The organism is Streptomyces radicis (assembly GCF_003626575.1).
Classification (GTDB): Bacteria; Actinomycetota; Actinomycetes; order Streptomycetales; family Streptomycetaceae; genus Streptomyces; species Streptomyces radicis.
Genome location: NZ_RBDY01000010.1, coordinates 206909 through 227844, shown reverse-complemented (window position 1 = coordinate 227844; position 20936 = coordinate 206909). Strand labels below are relative to the sequence as shown.

Here is a 20936-nt window from a genome sequence, read left to right as displayed (position 1 = left end):
CAATACAACTGGCATTGACTTTTGGCACGCTGTTGAGTTCTCAAGGAACGGACACTTCCTTCAAGCCCCTCTCAGGACCCTCCGGGCGTTTCCCTTCGCTGTGTCCACCACTCTAGAAGCAATCCCCACCGAATTCCAAATCCGGCCCCGAGATCCCCATTCCAGGCAGACCAAAGAAACCCTCACGGGCCTTTGAGTGCTTGTGGTGGAGTGCGCCCTGTCAAGAGCGCTCGGGCAACGTTACGCCCGTGTGGCGGGAGCGTCAAGCCGAGTGGGGTGGGGTCACGCCGCGACGGGGGCCTCGGCGGGACGGTCGGCCTCCGCCACGTCACCCGTCTCGCCCGCGGCGACCGCCCGGCGGCCCAGGATGAACACATAGGCGAGGAAGGCCAGTTCGGCGGCGACGCCGATGGCGACGCGAGCCCATGTGGGCAGCCCCGACGGGGTGACGAAGCCCTCGATCACGCCGGAGATCAGCAGCACCACGGCCAGGCCGATGGCCATGCCGAGCGCCGCCCGGCCCTCCTGGGCCAGGGCCGTGAGCCGTGTCCGCGGGCCCGGGTCGATCACCGTCCAGCCCAGGCGCAGTCCGACGCCCGCGGCGACGAACACCGCGGTCAGCTCGAGCAGCCCGTGCGGCAGGATCAGGCCGAGGAAGACGTCCAGCCGGTCCGCCGACGCCATGAGCCCCACGCCGAGCGCGACGTTCACGGCGTTCTGGAGGAGGAGCCAGAGGACCGGCAGGCCGAGCAGGGTGCCAAGGGCCAGGGAGAGGCCCGCGACCTGTGCGTTGTTCGTCCACACCTGGGCGGAGAACGCGGCGGCCGGGCTGCTGGAGTAGTACGTCTCGTAGCTGCCGCCTGGGCGCGTCATCTCGCGCAGGTCGTCGGGGGCGGCGATCCGGGCCTGGACATCGGGGCTGTCCGCGATCCACCAGCCGAGCCCGGCGACCAGGGCCGTGAACAGCAGCGCGGTGGGCACCCACCAGTGGCGCGTCCGGTAGCAGGCGGCGGGGAAGCCCGTCGTGAAGAAGCCGAGCGCGTCCCGCCACGTCGAGCGGCGGGAGCCGACGACCGCGCTGCGGGCGCGGGCGACCAGCGTGGTCAGCCTGCCGATGAGCGCCGGGTCGGGCGCGGCCGACTGGAGCTGCGAGAGATGCGTGGCCGTGCGCTGGTAGAGCGTGACGAGCTCGTCCGCCTCGGCCCCGGTGAGGGAACGGCGGGAGCGGCGCAGCAGCCCCTCGAGGCGGGTCCACTCGTCCCGGTGCGCGGCGACGAACACGTCGACATCCATACTCAGAGCTTGTCAGACGGCGGTGACAGACTGGGTCGGGGAGGTGGGTGGAATGAGTCGGCTGGTCACGGGTGACGCCGTGGTGCTGGGGTTGCAGGTGGCGCGGCTGCCGAGCCGGGCGATGGCGCTGGCGATCGACCTGGTGGTGATCGTGGGCGTGTACCTGCTGGTGTCGGTCGTCCTGCTGAGCAGCGTGCTGCCGCTGGGGCCCGCCGCCGCGCAGGCGGTGGGGGTGGCGTTGCTCATCCTGGTGCTCGTCGGCGGCCCGGTGGCGGTCGAGACGCTCAGCCGTGGGCGTTCGCTGGGGAAGCTGGCGTTCGGGCTGCGGGTCGTGCGGAACGACGGGGGGCCCGTCAGGTTCCGCCACGCGCTGGTGCGCGGGGCGATCGGCTTCGTCGAGATCATCTTCACCGCGGGCTCGGTCGCGGCGATCGCGTCGCTCGTGTCCGCGGAGGGGCGGCGGCTCGGGGATGTCTTCGCGGGAACGATGGTGGTGCGGGAGCGCGTGCCGGGCAGCCGCGCGCTGCCGGTCGCGCCCCCGCCGCCCGCCGTCGCGGGACAGCTGGCCGAGCTCGACCTGTCGCGGGTGCCTGACAGCCTGTGGCTCGCGGTGCGCCAGTACCTGTCGCGGATACGGCAGTTGGACCAGGGCGTCGCGTGGTCGATGGCGGTGCGGCTGGCCGACGACATGGTGGCGCGCGTGGGGACGCCCGCGCCCCCGGGGCTGCACCCGGCCGCGTATCTGAGCGCGGTGGCGGGGGAGCGGCAGCGGCGGGAGGCGGAGCGGACGTTCGGGGCCCCGGCCGCGGCGCCCGTGGCACCGGCCGCGCCGCCGCCTCCCCTACCGGAGCCACAGCCGCGGCCGCGGGAGTCGTACCGGCCCGAGGCGCCGCCACCGGAGCGGAGGACCGGGTTCACTCCCCCGGGGTGAGCGTGGCCGGGGGCCCGTCCAGGTCCTCCAACTCGACGCCGGGAGCGGCCAGGACGACATCCCCGCCGAGGTGGATCGTGCGCCGTTCCCCGGTCGCCAGGTCGTCGACGCGGTAGGTGTCGACGGCGAGCGACGCGCCGTCCTCGGCGTGGACGTCCGTGCCGGTCAGGGTCCAGTGCTCGTCGACCGTGCGGGGCGCGAGGACGGGCGGGGTGAACGCCACAAGCCGCACGCGCCCCCCCGGCCCCGACTCGGCCGCGCGCAGCAGCTGGGCGGTGGCGATCAGGAAGGCCGGGGACGCGCCGGTGAACGCGCGGGCGGCGGCGTTGCCCTCGGTGCCGTCGCCGCCCGCGGTGGAGGCGCGGACCCAGGTGACGCCGTGGAGGGCGGCGCCGCGGATCCGCCAGTCGGCGGCGGTCAGTTCGAGGCGGATCGGGCGGCCGAGCGCGTCGAGGGTGAGGTCGAGGGAGCCGGTGGGCTCGCCGTCGGTGGCGAACGTCCGGGAGACATAGCGCCAGCCGCCCGGGCCGGGGGCGCACTGGAAGCGCTCCTCGCCGAGGGGGGCGCCGTCGCCGGGGTCGTGGAGGCTGTAGCGGCCGCGTGGCATGGGTGTCGGCGCACGCGCCCGGCCGCGCGCCGGGGCGCGGCCGGGCGGTGGTGCTTCGATCAGTACCGGTAGTGGTCCGGCTTGTAGGGGCCCTCGACGGGGACGCCGATGTAGGCGGCCTGCTCGGGGCGCAGCTCGGTGAGGCGCGCGCCGAGGGCGTCGAGGTGGAGGCGGGCGACCTTCTCGTCCAGGTGCTTGGGGATCGTGTAGACGCCCGTGGGGTACTCGTTGGTCTTCGCGAACAGCTCGATCTGGGCGATCGTCTGGTTGGCGAAGCTGTTGGACATGACGAACGACGGGTGGCCCGTGGCGTTGCCGAGGTTCAGCAGGCGGCCCTCGGACAGCACGATGATCGTGTGCCCGTCGGGGAACGTCCACGTGTGGACCTGCGGCTTGACCTCGTCGCGGACCACGCCGGGGAGCTTGGCGAGGCCCGCCATGTCGATCTCGTTGTCGAAGTGGCCGATGTTGCCGACGATCGCCTGGTGCTTCATCCGGGCCATGTCGGCGGCCAGGATGATGTCCTTGTTGCCCGTGGCGGTGACGAAGATGTCGGCGGTCTCGACGACGTCGTCGAGGCGGGCGACCTGGTAGCCGTCCATCGCGGCCTGGAGGGCGCAGATGGGGTCGATCTCGGTGATGATGACCCGGGCACCCTGGCCGCGGAGGGACTCGGCGCAGCCCTTGCCGACGTCGCCGTAGCCGCAGACGACGGCGACCTTGCCGCCGATCAGGACGTCGGTGGCGCGGTTGATGCCGTCGATGAGCGAGTGGCGGCAGCCGTACTTGTTGTCGAACTTCGACTTGGTGACGGCGTCGTTCACGTTGATCGCGGGGAACAGGAGCGTGCCCTCGCGGAACATCTCGTAGAGGCGGTGGACGCCGGTGGTGGTCTCCTCGGTGACGCCGCGGATCTCGGAGGCGGCCTGCGTCCACTTGCGGGGGGACTCGGCGACCGTGCGGGTCAGCAGCTCCAGGATGACGCGGTGCTCGTCGCTCTCGGCGGTGGAGACGTCGGGGACCGTGCCCGCCTTCTCGTACTCGACGCCCTTGTGGATCAGGAGCGTGGCGTCACCGCCGTCGTCCAGGATCATGTTGGGGCCGCCGGTCGGGGTGTCGGACCAGGTCAGCGCCTGCTCGGTGCACCACCAGTACTCCTCGAGGGTCTCGCCCTTCCAGGCGAAGACCGGGATGCCGGCGGCGGCGATCGCGGCGGCGGCGTGGTCCTGGGTGGAGAAGATGTTGCACGAGGCCCAGCGGACGCGGGCGCCGAGCGCGACCAGGGTCTCGATGAGCACGGCGGTCTGCACGGTCATGTGCAGCGAGCCGGTGACGCGGGCGCCCGCCAGCGGCTGGCTGGCGGCGTACTCCTCGCGGATCGCCATCAGGCCGGGCATCTCGTGCTCGGCGAGGGTGATCTCCTTGCGGCCGAAGTCGGCCAGCGAGAGGTCGGCGACCTTGAAGTCCTGAGCGGTGGAGTCGCTCGTTGACATGACGACTGCTCCTCAAAGCGATGCGATGCGGACACGATGCGGCCACGGGCATGCGGACATGAGCGCACGTCCGAAACCCCGCAGTCCGTCGGAGGGCCTTCTTACCCCTCGGCCGGGCCGACCCTCGGGCCGCCCGACTGCCATCAGCAGCGACGTCGACTTCCGGCCCGAATGTACACCGAGGCCCCCGGCGCGGCTCAAGACGGCCGGTGATTCCCGGCCAGAATCAGGTCATGGATCAGGTCGCGGATCAGCTCAGGGCGCGGTGGTGGCGCGGAACAGGGTGCCCTCGCCGGTGGTCAGGACGGCCTCCCCGGCGGGAACGTACGCCGACTCGCCGCGTTCCAGGGTGAGTTGGGCGCCGTCGGGCCCGGTGAGCATGGCGCGGCCCGCCGTGCAGAGCAGGATCTGCGGGGTGCCCGATGGCAGGGCGCGGGCCGGGTCGCCCGCGGCCAGCGGGAGGCGGGAGAGGCGGAACTCACCGATGGGCGCGGGGTACACCTCCTCGCCCGAGCCGTCGGGGGCGGGCGCGGGCCGCAGCACGCCGGGGGGCGCCGCCTCGAAACGGACGACGCGCAGCAGCTCGGGGACGTCGACGTGCTTGGGCGTCAGGCCGCAGCGCAGGACGTTGTCCGAGTTGGCCATGATCTCGACGCCGAGTCCTTCGATGTACGCGTGCGGGACCCCGGCGCCGAGGTAGAGGGCCTCGCCCGGCGCGAGGCGTATGTGGTGCAGCAGCATCGCGGCCAGGACGCCGGGGTCGCCGGGGTAGTGGGTGGCGAGGGCGGCGTAGGGCGCGTACTCCGGGCGCTCGGGCGCGAGCCGCGCCGCCGCCTCGGCCGCGGCGTTCACCGTGGCGGCCATGGCCTCGGGCTCGGCGGTGAGCACGGCGGTGAGGACGTCGCGCAACGCCTCGCCCTCGGGGCGGGCGCGCAGCAGGTCGGCATACGGCTTGAGGCGCGGGACGCCGAGCCCGTCGAGCAGCTCGGCGGCCTCGGCGGCGGGCCTGAAGCCGCACAGCCCGTCGAACGGGGTGAGCGCGCAGATCATCTCGGGCTTGTGGTTGGCGTCCTTGTAGCTCCGGTGGGGGGCGTCGAGCGGGACGCCGCGCGCCTCCTCGTCGGCGAAGCCCTCCTGAGCCTGGCCGAGGTCGGGGTGGACCTGGAGGGACAGCGGGGTCTCGGCCGCCAGGAGCTTCAGCAGGAACGGCAGCCGCGGCCCGAACGCCTCCACGGTCGGCCCGCCCAGCTCGCCCACGGGGTCGGCGGCGATCGCGTCGGCCAGCGAGACGGGCCCGGCGCCGCGGTCCACGCGGGAGGGCGCGCCGGGGTGGGCACCCATCCACAGCTCGGCCTGCGGGTCGCCGGTCGGCGCGGTGCCGAGCAGCTCGGGCAGCGCGGTGGCCGAGCCCCACGCGTAGGTCCTGATGGTGTTGACGAGGCGGTCCATCGGTGCGTGAGTCCTTCGGGGCTTCGAGAGCGGCGGCGGAGAGGCAGCGGCCCGGGCGTCAGGAGCCCGAGCCCGCGGCCAGGGCGAGATAGACGGCGGCGAAGTCGAGCTGGGCGACGAACTCGGCGGCGGTCTCGAGGGGCCCGCCGCCCCGTGCGAAGGCCAGCTCGCTGAACGCCACGCCCCGCTCGAACGCCAGGGCGCGCGCCGCCGAGGCCGCGCCGGGCACGCGGGGCGCGCCGGGCGCGTTCTCCGGCGCGGCGGGGTCGGGTGGCGCCTCGGAGTCCGTGTCGCTCAGCAGCAGGACGCGGGCGCGGAGCGGCTGGGGCTCCTCGACGCGGTCGCGGAAGAAGTCGTCCGGATCGGCGCCCGGCACCAGGCTGCCGCCGAGCAGCGCGCCGTGCTCGGTGAACGCGCCGGGCACGGGCGCGGCGAGCGCGGGCCGGGCTGCGAGGCCGGTGAGGGTGGCCGCGGCGTGCCGGGCGGCGGCGTGCGCGAGGGGGCCCTCGCTCCACAGCAGTGGCACGGTCGCGGCGAACTCGGCGGCGAGGGCCTTGGCGACGTTGTCGTGGGTACGCGTGGTGGGGCCGCAGCGCTCGGCCACGGCGTCGAGCCGGTCGGCCATGGCCAGGACGTCGGCCGCGGGCGCGGTGAACAGGCCGAGCCGGTCGCCGAGCGGCAGCAGCGGCGCGATGAGCGCCCACGCGGGCCCGGGTGCCAAGGGGTGGTCCGCGGGCTCGGCGTGCGGGGCGGGCCCGTAGGGGATGCCGAGGCCGCGGCGGTGGGCGGTGGCCTCGGCGAGCGGCGAGATCTCGGGCGCGACGGTGACGGTGGCGCAGCCGCGGCGGTACGCGGCCTCGAGCAGCAGCGTCAGCCCCGGCTCTGCGCCGTCGGCGGAGAGGATCAGCAGCAGGTCGAGCGGGCCGACCCAGCGGGGCAGGTGCCAGGTGAGCGCGCCGGGGTCGGCGAAAGGACCCGTCGGCTCGATGGGGGCGACGCGGACGCCGTCCCCCGCGAGGGCGGCGAGCAGCCCGGCGGCCAGCGGAACGGCGGGGCCTGTGCCCGCGATCAGCAGCGTGCCGGGGCGGTCGTCCGGGGTGAGGCGGGCCACGGGCGACTCGTCGGCCGCGCGGGCCGCGGTGCGCACATGGGCGCCCGCGCCGGCGACGGCACGGAGGAGGCCGCGGCTGTCGGCGCGGACGAGCGCGTGCGGCTCGTCGAGCAGCGTTTCGTCGATCATGGCAACTCCGGTGCCGGGCCCCGGGGTCAGCCGGTGCGGCGGGCTTCGCTCTCCAGCAGGGCGGGGATGCCGTCCTGCACGGGGTAGGCGAGCGAGCAGCCCTCGCCGTTGCACACCAGCTCCGAGCCCTCCTCGCGGAGGGTGGCGTGGCACGCGGGGCAGACGAGGATGTCAAGCAGTGCGGCCTCGACGAGCGGCATGGCGTCCCTCCCTGGGTGACCGGCTTCCGCTGGTCACCCTACCCGGAGGGACGCCGCACAGACATCCGGAAGCCGGGGGCCGGGGCTCGTCAGCCCCTGACGATCGCCAGGACCTCGTCGCGGACGCGGTCGACGGTGGCGCTGTCGCGGGCCTCGATGTTGAGGCGCAGCAGCGGCTCGGTGTTGGACGGCCTGAGGTTGAACCACCAGTCGTCGGCGGTCACGGTGAGGCCGTCGAGCTCGTCGAGCGTGACGCCCGGCCGGTCGGCGAACGCGCCCTTGACCGCGGCGGCGCGGCCCGCCTGGTCGTCGACGCGGCTGTTGATCTCGCCGGACGAGGCGTACCGGTCGTACGCCGAGACCAGCTCGGACAGCGGCCCCGGCTGCTCGCCCAGGGCGGCCAGCACATGGAGGGCGGCGAGCATGCCGGTGTCGGCGTTCCAGAAGTCGCGGAAGTAGTAGTGCGCGGAGTGCTCGCCGCCGAAGATGGCGCCGGTTTCGGCCATCTCGGCCTTGATGAACGAGTGGCCCACGCGCGTGCGGACCGGGGTGCCGCCGTGTTCCTTGACGACCTCGGAGACGGTCCACGAGGTGATCAGGTTGTGGATGATCGCGGACCCGGGCGCCTTGGCCAGCTCGCGGGCGGCGACCAGGGCGGTGATGGCGGACGGGGGCACGGGCTCGCCGCGCTCGTCCACGACGAAGCAGCGGTCGGCGTCGCCGTCGAACGCGAGGCCCGCGTCGGCGCCCGTGGCCCTGACGCGCGCCTGGAGGTCCACGATGTTGGCCGGGTCGAGGGGGTTGGCCTCGTGGTTGGGGAACGTGCCGTCCAGCTCGAAATACATGGCGTCGAGCTCGATGGGCAGCCCGGCGAAGACGGTGGGGACGGTGTGGCCGCCCATGCCGTTGCCCGCGTCGACGACGACCTTGAGCGGGCGGATGGAGGTCAGGTCCACGAGGGACGTGAGGTAGCCGGCGTAGTCCTCGAGGACGTCCCGCCTGTGGATGGCGCCCCGCGTGGCGGCCGGCTCGGGGGCGCCCTCCGCCAGCCAGCGTTCGACGAGCGCGCGGATGTCGGCCAGGCCGCTGTCCTGCCCGACGGGCCTGGCGCCGGCCCGGCACATCTTGATCCCGTTGTACCGGGCGGGGTTGTGGCTCGCGGTGAACATGGCGCCCGGCAGGTCGAGCGCGCCGCTCGCGTAGTAGAGCTGGTCGGTGGAGCAGAGCCCGATCTCCGTGACGTCCGCGCCTCGTCGCGCGGCGCCGCGGCCGAACGCGTGGGCGAGGCCGGGGGACGAAGGCCGCATGTCGTGGCCGATGACGATGGCGCGTGAGCCGGTGATCTCCGTGAAGGCGGCGCCGAAGAGCTCGGCGAGGCGCTCGTCCCACTCGTCGGGGACCACACCTCTGACGTCGTAGGCCTTCACGATCTGTGACAGGTCCGGCACAGCTAACCCCTTGTCTTGAGGTCTTGAGGATGGGCGGTGTGTGCTGTCAGGAGCGCTCCGCACCTCAATGTACCGGCCGGGCGTTACGGCTCAGGTGAACGCAGGATCCGCAAGTGCCCGCGGCGGGCGACCTCCATGGGGTCGGCCCCGGGGGCGGCGACGGGGGGCGCCTCGCGGCGCTGGGGGGCGCGCGCGGCCTCGCGCACGGCGTCGGCCAGGGCCTCCAGGTCGTCGGTGCTCGGCCGGGCCGCGCCCGCGTCGACGGCGAGGCGGACGACCTCCCAGCCACGGGGGGCGGTGAGCCGCTCGGAGTGCTCGGCGCACAGGTCGTAACAGTGCGGCTCGGCGTAGGTGGCGAGGGGGCCGAGAACGGCGGTGGAGTCCGCGTAGACATAGGTCAGCGTCGCGACGGCCGGGCGGGCGCACGCGGTGCGCGAACAGCGACGTACGGGGCTCACGATGGTGAAACGTACCGCACTCCTGAGCGGGTCGCGACGGATCGGCGCCGCGTCACCCGCCCGTGTCGTGACAGGGCGCCCGGCCTGTACGGATTCGTCGCAAGGGTCACCGTCGGGGCCGGAACGCGAGCGGTGCGCGGGTGCGTTCTGACCCCGCGGCGCCGCGTCCTCTATGGTCGTTGCGATGGACACTTCCGGCAGCGTCCCCCCCGTCCCGTCCGGCCCGGCCGACCGTCATCGGCACCGGGACCGGCACGGCCGCGGCATGCGCGGACCCGTCGCCCCGCCGCAGGTTCCGCTCGCGGTGAGCAGGGCGGACACGTTCGACTCCCTCGTGCACGACTCGGCCGAGCGGCTGCGGCGGCGGCTGCCGCAGCTGGCGGGCGTGGACTTCGGCGTGCGGGAGGTGCCGTTCCTGCCGCGGGACGGCGAAGGGTCGGCCGACGGGGTCGTCCCGCTCGGCGGTGTCGAGCGGGCCTCGGGCGGGCGGCCCGACCGGATCGTGGTCTACCGGCGGCCCGTCGAGCTGCGCAGCCGCGACAAGGACGAGCGCGCGCAGCTCGTGCACGAGGTCGTCGTGGAGCAGGCGGCCGAGCTGCTCGGCCTCGCGCCCGAGTCCGTCGACCCCAAGTACGGGCAGGAGTGAGCCCGCCGCTCAGTCGGCGAGCACGGACAGGTCGGGGGCGGTCTCGGGGACGGCGACCGTGGAGCGGTCGTCGGGCACGGTCTGCACGGTGAACGTGTCGCGCCCCTCGCTCTCCATGCTCAGCGTCCGCGCCGCGTAGAGGGGGCCGCCCGACGGCTCGATCGTCAGGGCGTAGAGCCCCTCGGTGCCGTCGGGGACCTCGGGCGCGAACGTCAGCGTCGTCGCGCCGTCCACGGTGTAGGTCTCGGTGACCGGCTCGCCGCCTTCGGCTCCCGCGGACAGGGTGACGTCGACCTCGACCGCGTCGCCAGGGGCGACCAGGGAGAGCTGGGTGCCGTCCGCCGAGCTCCCCGAGATCGTGGCGCGGCCCTCGACGGGGGCGGTGCCGGTGATGTACGCGGCCTCGCGCTCGTCGTCCTCGCCGCGCACCACCTGGAGGGCCGCGACAACGGGGCCGCCGCCCGATCCCTCGGCGGGCGTCAGCACCAGGGAGCCCGTCTCCCCCTGGGTGAGGGGGCCGAGGTCGACGGCGGTCAGCGTCCCGGCGTGGACGGAGACCGTTTCGTTCCCCGCGGGGGTGATGGTGCCCGATGGCCCGGCCAGGGAGACGTCGAGCGTGAGGTCCTCGTCGCCCGGCGCGAACGCCACGAGCCGCACGCTCTCCGCGTCGCCCGGGATGCCCGGGAGCACGGCCTCCCCGGCGGGGGCGGTGCTGGGGGGCAGCCAGTCGGAGCCGCGTTCGCTGTCGAGCGCCTCGATCTGCGCGCCCACGCGCCCGGTGCGGGCGGCGACCCGCACGGCCAGGTCCTCGACCTCGTCCGCGTGCAGCGTCGAGAGCCGGATCGGCACGGTGGCGCCGCCTGGCACGGTGATGCCCTGGCCCGCCTCCGCCTCGATGCGCCCCTCGGGCCCGTAGAGGTCGATGTCGACGACGGTGGCGGCCTCGTCGGGGTTGGTGATGTGGACGTAGTCGGAACGGCTCTCCGCGGTGCTCGCCCCGGCGAACCAGAAGTCCGTGTCCGGGATCTGGCACGACGTGCCGAGCAGGCCGCTGCCGACGCCCGAGGTGACGGACGTGGTCTGCTGCACGGTCCAGCCGGGGGCGAGCGCGCCCTCAGCCGTGCCGGTCAGGGCCGGGGCCCCCGCGTCCCTGACGCGCGTGGTGACCGGCGTGCCCGGGGCCTCGAGGGTGACGACGGGCTCGGGCGCCTCGTTCTCGCCGTCCTCCTCGTCCTCGTCGGGGGCCTGCGCGCCGGGGGCGTGCTCGGCGGCGGGCAGCAGGGCCGCGGCGCCCGCCTCATCGCCCTCGCCCGCCCCCTCGCCAGCACCGGCGGTCGGCGGGGTGAACGCGGTGTACCACGTCGATGACGCCTCGGCCGCCGTGGGGCGTGGGCAGGTGAGCGCGGTGCGCTGGACCGGCTGTGGGCTGCCGAGCTCCAGGGTCTCGATCTCGTCGTCGCCCGAGCCGAGCGAGGCGAAGCCGGTCACCGCGGCCAGGGCGGTGACGACGGCGATGAGGGAGAGGGACGCGCGGTTCACTGCTGAGGGCTCCCGTCGCCGTGGTCGGCCGGATAGTCGTACGGCGCCGTGTGTGGGGGGTCGGGGTCGTAGTAGGGCTGTTGCTGCTGCGGGATCTGGTCGCCGTAACGCTGCTGCTGAGGCTGCTGCGGGTACTGCCCCTGGTGCCCCTGGTCCTGGTAGCCGCCCTGCTGGTAGTACCCCTGGTCCTGGTACGCGTCGCGGTAGGGCTCGTGGTACGGGTCGGGGTAGCCGGGGTAGGGCGCGGCGGGCTCGGGGTCCTGGGCGGGCGGGGCCTCGGGCGGCGCCAAGGGCTGGGCGGGGATGCCGGGGAACTCCGCGGTCTCCGGGCCCTCGCCCGCCTCATCGGGAACGCCGGGGGCCGCCGCGGCGGCCGCGGCGGCCTCGCGCCTGGCGCGGCGGCCCGTCGGGGGCGCGGTGGGCGCGGGCTCGTCGGGCAGGTCGTCGTCCAGCTCGCGGCGGCGGCCCGGCAGCGCGAGGACCGTGAGGACCAGCAGCCCGAAGCCCTGCGCCCAGGTCCACAGCGTGTGGCCGCCCGAGGTCTCGTGGACGATGTCGAGGCGGCCGCCGTTCGCGGGCAGCTCGAAGCCCTGGGCCCAGTCGCCCACGGTGACGGGCGTCAGCCGCTCGCCGTCCAGGGTGGCCACCCAGCCGTCCGACGCGGCGTCGGCCATCCGCACCACGCGGCCCTCGGGCCCCTCGGGCACGTCGGCGTGGACCTCGACGGCCTCGGACGCGACGGGCACGGCCGCGGCGGCCCCGCCCTGCTCATCGGGGGGCACCACCATGACGCGGGAGACCTCGCGGTCCACCCGCCACAGGGCGCTGCCGTCCTCCTGGCTGAGGCGCTGGAGCCCCGGGGTGGTGTCGAGCACGCGGTGCAGCTCGCGCGGGGAGCCGTCCTGCACCAGGACGTAGCGCACGGCGTACGCGGCGAGCACGGTCGTCTGGTCGGCCCCTGAGCCCGCGGCGAGATCGCCGACGGCGGCGCTCAACGGGGCGTTCTCGCCGAGGAGTTCGGCGAGGTCGGCGTCGCCGAGGCGGGCGCCGGAGCCGCGGACCAGGGTGTAGTCGACGCGCCCGACGGGCCCGTCGGGCTCGCCGCCGCCCTCGAGCACCAGCGTGCGGGCCTGGTCGCGCGTCGAGCTCTCCTCCGCGACGAACGCGGGCACCTGCACGGGGTTGGCGCGCTCCAGGGGGCCGTCGGCGCCGCCGATGATCCATCCGGCGGCCACGAGCAGCGGGCCCGCCGCGGCGGCGCCCGCGATGGCGACGGCCAGGGGCTGGCGCCAGCCGAAGCTCTGCGCGGCGACCCGGTACCTGGCGCCGTCGGCGCCGAGGACGGCGGCGCTCAGCAGGGCGAGGCCGTAGACGAGGGTGGCGGGCCCGGCCCAGCCCTCGCCGTCGGACCAGACGGCGAAGAGGAGCGCGACCAGCGCGGTGGCCCACGCGGCGGTGACGGCCAGGCGCCGCTCGTGCCGCAGCAGCGCGGCGAGCGCGGCGAGCAGCAGCCCGATCAGCAGCCAGGTGCCGGGGGTGCCGGGGCCGCCGGGGTTGATGTTGAGGAGCTGGAACGCGTCGGCCCCGCCCGTCTCGAACGGCAGCCCGGCCTCGGCCAGGAACGCCTCGGGGTCGAACAGCGCCGACCACGACCACGGTCCGAGCAGCAGCACGGGCGTGGCCAGCAGGGCGGCCATCCTGACGGCCTTGGCGCGCAGCAGCCCTGGCTCGGGGCGCGGCGGGAGGGCGACGGCGGCGAGCGCGAGGACGGCGGCCATCGGCCAGACCACCGGGGTGAACGCGGTGCAGACGGTCAGCAGCAGCGCGGTCGCCCAGACCGCGCGCCACGAGCCGCGCCCGCCGCCCGCGGCGTACCCGGCGGCGGTGACGGCGGCGCGGGCCATCGGCGGGAGCAGCACGGCGAGGATCGCGGTGCCGACGCGGCCACCGGCGAGCGCGCCGGTGACGGCGGGCAGGAAGGCATAGGCGATGCTGCCCCACGCGCGCAGCACGCGGGACATGACCAGGGGCCTCGAGGAGAAGTACGCGCTCGCGCCGGCGAGCGGGACCGAGGCGACGAGCAGCAGGGTCATGGCGAGCCCTGTGCTGCCGAGCAGGGCCGTGGACAGCAGGGCGAGCAGGGCCAGATGGGGCGGCGCCGACTCGTCGCCGCCGACGCCGATGGGCTGCCACGTCTCCAGGTAGCGGTCCCACAGGGCGCCCGCGTCGGCGGGCGCGGGCAGCAGGGCGCCGCCGGTGAGCGCGCCGCCGCCGATCAGGTCGCGGCACGCGAGCAGCGCGGCGATCAGCAGGACCGCGAAGAGCATGGGGCCCGGCTTGCGGACCAGGCGGCGGACGCGGGCGAACTGCTCGACCTGGAGGTCGTCGGCCTCGTCGTCCGTGGGCCCCGACTCGACCGCGCCGTGTCGGCCGCCGGCCGCGGCCGCGGGCTCGGAGCGGCCGCCGACGTTGCTGACGACCTGTTCGACGGTGGTGCGGATCGTGGCGAGCGGCGGCGGGAAGAGGGGCCGCAGCTCCCCCGGGTCGACCGCGGCGGCCGCCTTGGCGCGCCGACGGCGGGCGCCGAGCACGCGGCCGGGGCGGAGCAGCGCGGACAGCAGCCCGGCGGCCTCGTCGAGCGCGCGCCCTGGGAGCTTGCCGACGAGGTAGCCGAGGACGCGGAGCAGCGTGCCGAGGACCAGCCGGAACAGCACCCAAGGGAGCGTGCGGCCACGGGCGTTGACCAGCAGGGCGTAAGCGGCGGCGGCCTTGTCGACGCGGTGCGGGCTGCCGCCGAGGCGCCCCGCGCAGTCGATGGAGCGGCGCTCGCGCGAGGCGGCCTCGGCGTGCCGCAGCACGGCGCCAGGGGCGATCAGCACGCGGTGGCCCGCGGCCTGGGCGCGCCAGCACAGGTCGACGTCGTCGCGCATGAGCGGCAGGCGCTTGTCGAAGCCGCCGAGCTGCTCGTAGACGTCGCGCCGGATCAGCATCCCCGCGGTGGAGACGGACAGGACGGGCCTGACCTGGTCGTGCTGGCCCTGGTCCTGCTCGCGGCGGTCGAGGCCCGTCCAGCGGCGGCCGCTGTTGGCGATGGAGACGCCGACCTCGAGCAGCTGCCTGCGGTCGTACCAGCCGCGGAGCTTGGCGCCGATGATGGCGGCCGACGGGCTGGCGTCGGCCTGACGGAGCAGCTCGGCGAGGGCGTCGGGCTCGGGGGCGGCGTCGTCGTGGAGGAGCCAGAGCCAGTGGACGGGCTCGCCGTGCGGGAGCTCGGGGAGGTCGTAGGTGCTCGTGTCCCACGTGCGGGTGACGGGGTCCCAGGCGTTGGGGCGGCGGAGATAGGGCAGGTCGTCCGGGGTGAGCACGGGCGCGGTGCGGGCGGCTTCCGCGACGGCGCTGCCGAAGCCGGTGCGGCGGGCGAGGTGGAGGACGCGCTCGGCGCCGAGGGCCTCGGTGACGAGGGTGGCCGACGCGTCGGCGCTCCCGGTGTCGGCCGCGATGACGTCCTGCGCGGGCCGGTCCTGTCCGAGCAGTCCGGCCAGGACGTCGGGGAGCCAGCGTTCGCCGTCGTGCGAGACGAGCACGGCGGTGACGACGTGCCGCGGGAATTCGGGATGGGCGGCCTGCTGCGGCGCCTGCTGGCTGTGCACGGACATCGAGGTGCGGGCCCCGGTTCGCTGGACGGTGTGGACGCCGCCGCCCTCGAAGGTGGCGGAGCAACGTCTCGGACAGCGCACCACACTAGCGCTTGGGACCGTCACGGCCCGCCGGAGCGCCCGCGGGGGAACCCGTCCGTAATGGGTTCGGGCGGGGGGTGGTCAGACAGCGGCCTTCTTCAGGCGGCGGCGTTCACGTTCGGACAATCCACCCCAGATTCCGAAGCGTTCATCGTTGGCCAAGGCGTATTCGAGACATTCCGAACGGACCTCGCACGCGAGGCACACCTTCTTGGCCTCGCGCGTGGAGCCGCCCTTCTCGGGGAAGAAGGACTCGGGGTCGGTCTGGGCGCACAGCGCGCGCTCCTGCCAGCCAAGTTCCTCGTCGGCCTGGTCGACCAGCAGTTGTTGGAACAGCTCGGTCATATGGGCGCCCCTCGTCTTCTTTGCTTCCCCGTGATGCCGCCGTTATCGATACCGCTCGAACGACATGAGTGAAATTACAGGTGGGGTGCTCAGCGGCAGTCAAGCCACGATCAGTTATTCACCCGATGATTCACCCTGTGGCACCACAAGCGCACGGAAAGTGTTCAAATCGACACAAACTATGCCTGCTCGCACAGCTTGCGACCGCGTATTCCGGTCGTTCTCCCCTCACTTCGCACACCTCTCACGAGGGAGGACGAGCCGGGGTCCCGAATCGTTGCCCGCCGCTTCCCATCGAGACACGGATCACGGTGGGGTCACGGATGCGCAACGGCGTCCACGCCCGCGGACGAGGGCGCACCTGTCCGATCCGGGCACGCATAAACCTTTCCTCGACCTCGCCGACCTGAAGTGGTGAAAGAATGTCGACGGCCGCGCGCTGACGTTGACACCCACGCGCGACCGCATCCGTCGTGACGCCCACCCAGAGAAGCACCGAGACGACAAGACCTCATGGACAACGACAACGCCATCGCCGGTGACCCCACCGCGCTGCCGCACCTGCTGCCGCCCCCCGCCGAACACCCCGCCACCGTCGCGGAGTTCGCCGCGCTCATCGCCGGGATCGCGGAGGACGGGAGCTGTTGGCGGCCCCTGGTGCGGTACGACGCGGCCAGCCGGTGGTACCACCGGCTGCTCACCGGCCCCGGCTATGAGGTCTGGCTGCTGAGCTGGGTGCCGGGGCAGGGCAGCGGACGGCACGACCACGGCAGGTCGTCGGGCGTCTGCGCCGTCCTGTCGGGGGCGCTCACGGAGAGCGCCGCGGGGCGCGGGGAGCGGGTGCTCACGCCGGGCTCGATGCGGGCGTTCGCGCCCGGGTACGTCCACGAGATGGTCAACGTCTCGCTCGAGCCCGCCGTCAGCCTGCACGTGTACTTCCCCGGCCTCACCGAGATGCGCATGCACCCGCGGCTCGCCGCGTCGGGGCGCTCGGCGGGGGAGGAGCCCGTGCCCCGGGCGACCCTCACCTGCTGACAGACTGGGGCACATGCAACGCATCGTGGTCCTGTCCGGCGGCATCGGCGGCGCCCGCTTCCTGCGCGGCCTGCGGCGCGCCGCCCCCGACGCGGACGTCACCGTCATCGGCAACACCGGGGACGACATCCATCTGTTCGGCCTCAAGGTCTGCCCCGACCTCGACACGGTGATGTACACGCTGGGCGGTGGCATCCACGAGGAGCAGGGCTGGGGGCGGGCGGACGAGACGTTCACCGTCAAGGAGGAGCTGGCCGCCTACGGCGTGGGACCCGAGTGGTTCGGCCTGGGTGACCGGGACTTCGCCACCCATGTCGTCCGCACCCAGATGATCGCGGCGGGCTACCCCCTGAGCGCCGTCACCGAGGCGCTGTGCCGACGCTGGGAGCCTGGCGTGACGCTGCTGCCGATGACGGACGACCGCGTCGAGACACATGTGCTGATCGACGACGGCGACAGCGGGCGCAAGGCCGTGCACTTCCAGGAGTACTGGGTGCGGCTGCGCGCGGCCGTCCCCGCGCACGCCGTCGTGCCGGTCGGGGCCGAGCAGTCGCGGCCCGCGCCCGGCGTGCTCGAGGCGATCGCCGCGGCCGACGTCATCCTCTTCCCGCCGTCCAACCCCGTGGTGAGCGTCGGCACGATCCTCGCGGTGCCCGGCATGCGCGAGGCCATCGCCGACGCGGGCGTGCCGGTCGTCGGCCTCTCCCCCATCGTCGGGGACGCGCCGGTGCGCGGCATGGCCGACAAGGTGCTCGCCGCGATCGGGGTGCCCGCCACGGCGGCCGGCGTCGCGCAGCACTACGGCTCAGGGCTGCTGGATGGCTGGCTCGTGGACTCGGTGGACGCCGGTGCGGTCGAGGCGGTGGAGGCGGACGGCATCCGCTGCCGGGCCGTTCCGCTGCTGATGACCGACGCGGCGGCGGCCGAGGCCATGGCGCGCGAGGCGCTGGCGCTCGCGAAGGAGGTGGGCGCCGCGTGAACGCCTCGCCCGCCCCCGGCTACCGCGTCTGGGCGCTGCCCGGCATCCCCGAGGTCAGGCCGGGGGACGAGCTGGCCAAGCTGATCGCGGACGCGGCCACCGCGCCGGGGCTGCCCGGGCTCGCCGACGGCGACGTGCTGGTGGTCACGTCGAAGGTCGTCAGCAAGGCCGAGGGCAGGGCGCGGCGGGCCGAGGGCAGGGACGAGGCGATCGACGAGGAGACCGTCCGCGTCGTCGCGCGCCGGGGACCGGCCAGGATCGTGGAGTCGCGGCACGGCTTCGTGATGGCGGCGGCGGGCGTGGACGCCTCCAACACCCCACCGGGAACGGTGCTGTTGCTCCCCGAGGACCCGGACGCCTCGGCCGAGCGGATCAGGCGCGGGCTGCGGGACCTGCTGTCCGTCGAGGTCGGCGTCGTGGTCACCGACACGTTCGGCCGCCCGTGGCGCGAGGGGCAGACGGACGTGGCGATCGGCGCGGCCGGGGTCGAGGTGCTGAACGACTTCCGCGGCACGACCGACCCCCACGGGAACGAGCTCGGCGTCACCGTGACCGCCGTCGCCGACGAGCTCGCGGGCGCGGGCGAGCTGGTCAAGGGGAAGGTCGACGGGCTGCCGGTCGCGGTGATCCGCGGCCTGGCCCACCGGGTCATGGACGCGGGCGGCACCGCGCGCGACCTGATCAGGCCCGCGGCCAACGACATGTTCAGGCTCGGCACGTCCGAGGCGGTCCGCGAGGCGGTGACGCTGCGGCGGACGGTCAGGGCGTTCACCGAGGCGCCGGTGGACGGCGCGGCGGTGCGCCGCGCGGTGGCCGCGGCGATCACGGCGCCCGCGCCGCACCACACGACGCCGTGGCGCTTCGTGCTGCTGGAGTCGGCCGGGGCGAGGGCGCGGCTGCTCGACGCGATGCGCGACGCGTGGGTCGCGGACCTGCGCGGGGACGGCAGATCCGAGGAGAGCGTCGCCCGCCGCGTGCGCCGCGGCGACGTCCTGCGCGCGGCGCCGTATCTGGTGGTGCCCTGCCTCGTGGCCGAGGGCGCCCACCCCTACCCCGACGCCCGCAGGGCGGCGGCCGAGCGCGAGATGTTCGTGGTCGCGATGGGCGCGGCCGTGCAGAACCTCCTGGTCGCCCTCGCGGGCGAGGGCCTGGGCTCGGCGTGGGTCTCCTCGACGATGTTCTGCCGCGACGTGGTCCGCGAGGTGCTGGCGCTCCCGGCGTCGTGGGACCCGATGGGCACGGTGGCGATCGGCCACGCGGCCACCCCACCCGCCCCCCGCCCCCCGCGCGACCCGGACGCGTTCGTCGAGGTGCGCTGAGGCCGCGCCGCTCAACAGCCGCTCAACAGGCGAACTCGTCCGCCTTCTTCGGGGGTTGTGCCTCCGACGGGGGTGTGGTCGGGGGTGGGGCGGGGAGGGGGGTGTCGGTTCTCAGGGAGTGGAACAGGCGGGTGGCCTCCTGCTCGTTCCAGCGGACCGTCGAGCCCAGGCCGGGGACGTGGTGGGAGGCGTCCTTCAAGGGGACCGACGCGAACTGGGCACCGTCCGTGGTGAAGTGGCGCATCAGGCCCGCGAGTCGGAGCATCTCTTCGGCGCCGAAGCCAGGGTCGACGCGGACGGAGTCGAGGAGGGCGTCGGCCGTCGTGCTGACCTGGGCGGGGTTGAGCAGGACGCCCGTGCTGACCGCCTCCTTCAGGAACGCGGCGAGGAAGCGCTGTTGACGCTCCATCCGGTCGAGGTCGGACGTGCCGTCGAGGTGGCGGGCGCGGACGTAGGCCAGGGCCGTCGGGCCGTCGAGGGTGCTGGTGCCCGCGGGGAGGTCGAGCCCCGAGTAGGGGTCCTTCAACGGGCGCTTGGCGCAGATCTCGACGCCGCCGATCTCGTCGACCGCGCGCATGAAGCTGACGAAGCTGACCTCGAGGTAGTGGTCCACGCGCAGGCCCGTCAGGTCCTCGACCGTGTTGACCATGAGCGATGGACCGCCGTGCGAGAGCGCGGCGTTGAGCTTGTCGGCGTGCGGCTCGTGGTGGCTGCCGTCGGGGGTGAAGGTGTGCTCGGGGAGCTCGGCGTAGGAGTCGCGCGGCAGGCTGACGACGGTCGCGCGCTCGCGGGACTCGGACACGTGCAGCAGGAGAACGGCGTCGGCGCAGCGGCACGAGGCGTCGCCCACGTGGTACTTGGCGCGTTCATCGGCGGACAGGCCGTCCCTGCTGTCGGTGCCGATGAGCAGGATGTTCAGGCCGCTGCCCGCCTCGGGGCGGTCGCGCAGACCCGAGAACGGGTCGACGCGGCGGACGTTGTGCTCGGCGGAGGTCACCATCGCGTGGCCCACTCCGCTGGTGAGCAGCACCAGGGCGGCGAGTGCCCCGGCGATCCGGAGAGCCTGGCGGCGGCGGTTTCGGCGTCGGACCTGCATCGTCGGTCACCTCCCGCCCGTCACCGTATGTCCATACGATCTACGGCCTGGGGTGGCGCGCGCCCGGGTCGCCCGATCGCGGTAACGTGAGCCGGTGACCACCATTCCGACCCCCGCGGTGTCCGTGATCATGCCGGTGCTCAACGAGGAGCGGCACCTGCGCGACGCGGTCCGGCACATTCTGGAGCAGGAGTATCCCGGCGAGATCGAGGTGGTGATCGCCCTCGGCCCCTCGTCCGACCGCACGGACGAGATCGCCGCCGAGCTGGTCGCCGCGGATCCCCGGGTGCGCACCGTGCCCAACCCCACGGGCCGCACCCCCGCCGGGCTCAACGCCGCGATCAACGCCTCACGCCACCCCGTCGTGGTGCGCGTGGACGGGCACGGCATGCTCTCGCAGGGCTATGTCGCCACCGCCGTGCGGCTCCTCGACGAGACAGGCGCGGCGAACGTCGGCGGCATCATGCACGCCGAGGGCGAGAACGACTGGGAGCGCGCCGTGGCCGCCGCGATGACGTCGCGGATCGGCGTGGGCAACGCCGCGTTCCACACCGGTGGCGCGGCAGGGGAGGCGGAGACGGTCTACCTCGGGGTGTTCAGGCGCGAGGTGCTCGAGCAACAGGGCGGGTACAACGAGGAGTTCATCCGCGCGCAGGACTGGGAGCTGAACTACAGGATCCGGCGGGCGGGCGGGCTGATCTGGTTCTCGCCCGAGCTGCTGGTGTCCTACCGGCCCAGGCCCTCGGTGCGTGCGCTGGCCAAGCAGTACCGCAACTACGGGCGTTGGCGGCACGTGGTGGCGCGTTACCACGCCGGGTCGATCAACCCCCGCTATCTCGCGCCGCCCGCCGCGCTGCTGGCGATCGTGGCGGGCATGGTGGCCGGAGTGGCCCTGACGCCCTGGGGGTTCGTCGTCCCCGCGGGCTATCTGGCCGCGATAGGCCTCGGCTCGCTGCCCGCGGGGCGCGGCCTGTCGGTGGGGGCGCGCGCGCGGATCCCGCTCGCGCTCGCGACGATGCACCTGTCGTGGGGCTGGGGCTATCTGACCAGCCCGAGGAAGCTGGCGCGCACGGTGATCGCCTCGCGCCGTGACCCGGTCACCGCGCCCTGACCCCGAGCCC

18 protein-coding genes are annotated in these 20936 nt (G+C 74.4%); 6 read left to right on the top strand and 12 right to left on the bottom strand.

Annotation, left to right across the window (positions count from 1 at the left end; genetic code table 11):
- Positions 1–282: 282 nt before the first annotated feature.
- On the bottom strand, positions 283–1293 hold the full coding sequence (locus D7318_RS16330) for a stage II sporulation protein M (RefSeq protein WP_120697838.1): 1011 nt from the start codon (positions 1291–1293) through the stop codon (positions 283–285).
- A gap of 52 nt (positions 1294–1345) precedes the next feature.
- On the opposite strand from D7318_RS16330, the gene D7318_RS16325 reads away from it, so the two are divergent.
- The gene (locus D7318_RS16325) at positions 1346–2224 is read left to right on the top strand and encodes an RDD family protein (protein ID WP_120697837.1); all 879 of its coding nucleotides are present in this window, start codon (positions 1346–1348) and stop codon (positions 2222–2224) included.
- Here D7318_RS16325 and D7318_RS16320 read toward each other — a convergent pair.
- From D7318_RS16320 to D7318_RS16290, 7 genes are all read right to left on the bottom strand, one after another.
- Entirely contained in the window at positions 2208–2831 is a 624-nt protein-coding gene (locus D7318_RS16320) for a hypothetical protein (RefSeq protein WP_120697836.1), read from the bottom strand. The two genes, D7318_RS16325 and D7318_RS16320, sit on opposite strands and share 17 nt — an antisense overlap.
- 59 nt (positions 2832–2890) lie before the next feature.
- On the bottom strand, positions 2891–4324 hold the full coding sequence (ahcY, locus tag D7318_RS16315) for an adenosylhomocysteinase (protein WP_120697835.1): 1434 nt from the start codon (positions 4322–4324) through the stop codon (positions 2891–2893).
- A 255-nt stretch (positions 4325–4579) separates the two neighbouring features.
- Complete coding sequence (gene manA / locus D7318_RS16310; RefSeq protein ID WP_120697834.1) at positions 4580–5773, bottom strand: mannose-6-phosphate isomerase, class I; 1194 nt, start codon at positions 5771–5773, stop codon at positions 4580–4582.
- Positions 5774–5831: 58 nt separating this feature from the next.
- A complete protein-coding gene (locus tag D7318_RS16305) occupies positions 5832–7013 on the bottom strand; it encodes an SIS domain-containing protein (protein WP_120697833.1) in 1182 nt (393 codons plus the stop codon).
- A gap of 26 nt (positions 7014–7039) precedes the next feature.
- Positions 7040–7213, bottom strand: coding sequence for a Trm112 family protein (locus D7318_RS16300; RefSeq protein ID WP_120697832.1), 174 nt, complete (start codon positions 7211–7213; stop codon positions 7040–7042).
- A gap of 89 nt (positions 7214–7302) precedes the next feature.
- Positions 7303–8661, bottom strand: coding sequence for a phosphomannomutase/phosphoglucomutase (locus D7318_RS16295; RefSeq protein WP_120697831.1), 1359 nt, complete (start codon positions 8659–8661; stop codon positions 7303–7305).
- An 83-nt stretch (positions 8662–8744) separates the two neighbouring features.
- A complete protein-coding gene (locus tag D7318_RS16290; protein WP_183091438.1) occupies positions 8745–9119 on the bottom strand; it encodes a DUF3499 domain-containing protein in 375 nt (124 codons plus the stop codon).
- Between the two features lie 184 nt (positions 9120–9303).
- Between D7318_RS16290 and D7318_RS16285 the strand changes: the two genes are divergently transcribed.
- Positions 9304–9765, top strand: coding sequence for a metallopeptidase family protein (locus D7318_RS16285; protein ID WP_120697830.1), 462 nt, complete (start codon positions 9304–9306; stop codon positions 9763–9765).
- Positions 9766–9774: 9 nt separating this feature from the next.
- Here the strand turns inward: D7318_RS16285 and D7318_RS16280 are convergent, their stop codons facing one another.
- The 3 genes from D7318_RS16280 to D7318_RS16270 form a co-directional block, all read right to left on the bottom strand.
- The gene (locus D7318_RS16280) at positions 9775–11304 is read right to left on the bottom strand and encodes a DUF5719 family protein (protein WP_120697829.1); all 1530 of its coding nucleotides are present in this window, start codon (positions 11302–11304) and stop codon (positions 9775–9777) included.
- On the bottom strand, positions 11301–14960 hold the full coding sequence (locus D7318_RS16275; protein WP_120697828.1) for a glycosyltransferase family 2 protein: 3660 nt from the start codon (positions 14958–14960) through the stop codon (positions 11301–11303). The genes D7318_RS16280 and D7318_RS16275 overlap by 4 nt, the downstream gene beginning before the upstream one ends.
- Before the next feature lie 162 nt (positions 14961–15122).
- Positions 15123–15386: a WhiB family transcriptional regulator gene (locus tag D7318_RS16270; RefSeq protein ID WP_049578918.1), complete on the bottom strand. Its 264-nt coding sequence runs from the start codon at positions 15384–15386 to the stop codon at positions 15123–15125.
- A 513-nt stretch (positions 15387–15899) separates the two neighbouring features.
- On the opposite strand from D7318_RS16270, the gene D7318_RS16260 reads away from it, so the two are divergent.
- Genes D7318_RS16260 through D7318_RS16250 form a run of 3 tightly spaced genes read left to right on the top strand, consistent with a single transcriptional unit; the run spans position 15900 to position 18719 of the window.
- On the top strand, positions 15900–16421 hold the full coding sequence (locus D7318_RS16260; RefSeq protein WP_120697826.1) for a cysteine dioxygenase: 522 nt from the start codon (positions 15900–15902) through the stop codon (positions 16419–16421).
- Between the two features lie 13 nt (positions 16422–16434).
- Positions 16435–17400 carry a 2-phospho-L-lactate transferase gene (cofD, locus tag D7318_RS16255; protein WP_183091437.1) on the top strand — a complete coding sequence of 322 codons (966 nt, stop codon included), beginning with the start codon at positions 16435–16437 and terminating at the stop codon, positions 17398–17400.
- Positions 17397–18719, top strand: coding sequence for a coenzyme F420-0:L-glutamate ligase (locus D7318_RS16250; RefSeq protein WP_120697825.1), 1323 nt, complete (start codon positions 17397–17399; stop codon positions 18717–18719). The genes cofD and D7318_RS16250 overlap by 4 nt, the downstream gene beginning before the upstream one ends.
- Positions 18720–18741: 22 nt before the next feature.
- Here the strand turns inward: D7318_RS16250 and D7318_RS16245 are convergent, their stop codons facing one another.
- Positions 18742–19815, bottom strand: coding sequence for an LCP family protein (locus tag D7318_RS16245; protein ID WP_120697824.1), 1074 nt, complete (start codon positions 19813–19815; stop codon positions 18742–18744).
- Positions 19816–19909: 94 nt separating this feature from the next.
- Between D7318_RS16245 and D7318_RS16240 the strand changes: the two genes are divergently transcribed.
- Positions 19910–20926, top strand: coding sequence for a glycosyltransferase family 2 protein (locus tag D7318_RS16240; protein ID WP_268987343.1), 1017 nt, complete (start codon positions 19910–19912; stop codon positions 20924–20926).
- The last annotated feature ends 10 nt before the right edge of the window (positions 20927–20936 follow it).

What these genes read in the sequence shown, in the direction of transcription:
- D7318_RS16330 (WP_120697838.1), bottom strand. Translation starts at nt 1,293, where the DNA reads ATGGATGTCGACGTGTTCGTCGCCGCGCACCGGGACGAGTGGACCCGC.
- D7318_RS16325 (WP_120697837.1), top strand. Translation starts at nt 1,346, where the DNA reads ATGAGTCGGCTGGTCACGGGTGACGCCGTGGTGCTGGGGTTGCAGGTG.
- D7318_RS16320 (WP_120697836.1), bottom strand. Translation starts at nt 2,831, where the DNA reads ATGCCACGCGGCCGCTACAGCCTCCACGACCCCGGCGACGGCGCCCCC.
- ahcY (WP_120697835.1), bottom strand. Translation starts at nt 4,324, where the DNA reads ATGTCAACGAGCGACTCCACCGCTCAGGACTTCAAGGTCGCCGACCTC.
- manA (WP_120697834.1), bottom strand. Translation starts at nt 5,773, where the DNA reads ATGGACCGCCTCGTCAACACCATCAGGACCTACGCGTGGGGCTCGGCC.
- D7318_RS16305 (WP_120697833.1), bottom strand. Translation starts at nt 7,013, where the DNA reads ATGATCGACGAAACGCTGCTCGACGAGCCGCACGCGCTCGTCCGCGCC.
- D7318_RS16300 (WP_120697832.1), bottom strand. Translation starts at nt 7,213, where the DNA reads ATGCCGCTCGTCGAGGCCGCACTGCTTGACATCCTCGTCTGCCCCGCG.
- D7318_RS16285 (WP_120697830.1), top strand. Translation starts at nt 9,304, where the DNA reads ATGGACACTTCCGGCAGCGTCCCCCCCGTCCCGTCCGGCCCGGCCGAC.
- D7318_RS16275 (WP_120697828.1), bottom strand. Translation starts at nt 14,960, where the DNA reads ATGTCCGTGCACAGCCAGCAGGCGCCGCAGCAGGCCGCCCATCCCGAA.
- D7318_RS16270 (WP_049578918.1), bottom strand. Translation starts at nt 15,386, where the DNA reads ATGACCGAGCTGTTCCAACAACTGCTGGTCGACCAGGCCGACGAGGAA.
- D7318_RS16260 (WP_120697826.1), top strand. Translation starts at nt 15,900, where the DNA reads ATGGACAACGACAACGCCATCGCCGGTGACCCCACCGCGCTGCCGCAC.
- cofD (WP_183091437.1), top strand. Translation starts at nt 16,435, where the DNA reads ATGCAACGCATCGTGGTCCTGTCCGGCGGCATCGGCGGCGCCCGCTTC.
- D7318_RS16245 (WP_120697824.1), bottom strand. Translation starts at nt 19,815, where the DNA reads ATGCAGGTCCGACGCCGAAACCGCCGCCGCCAGGCTCTCCGGATCGCC.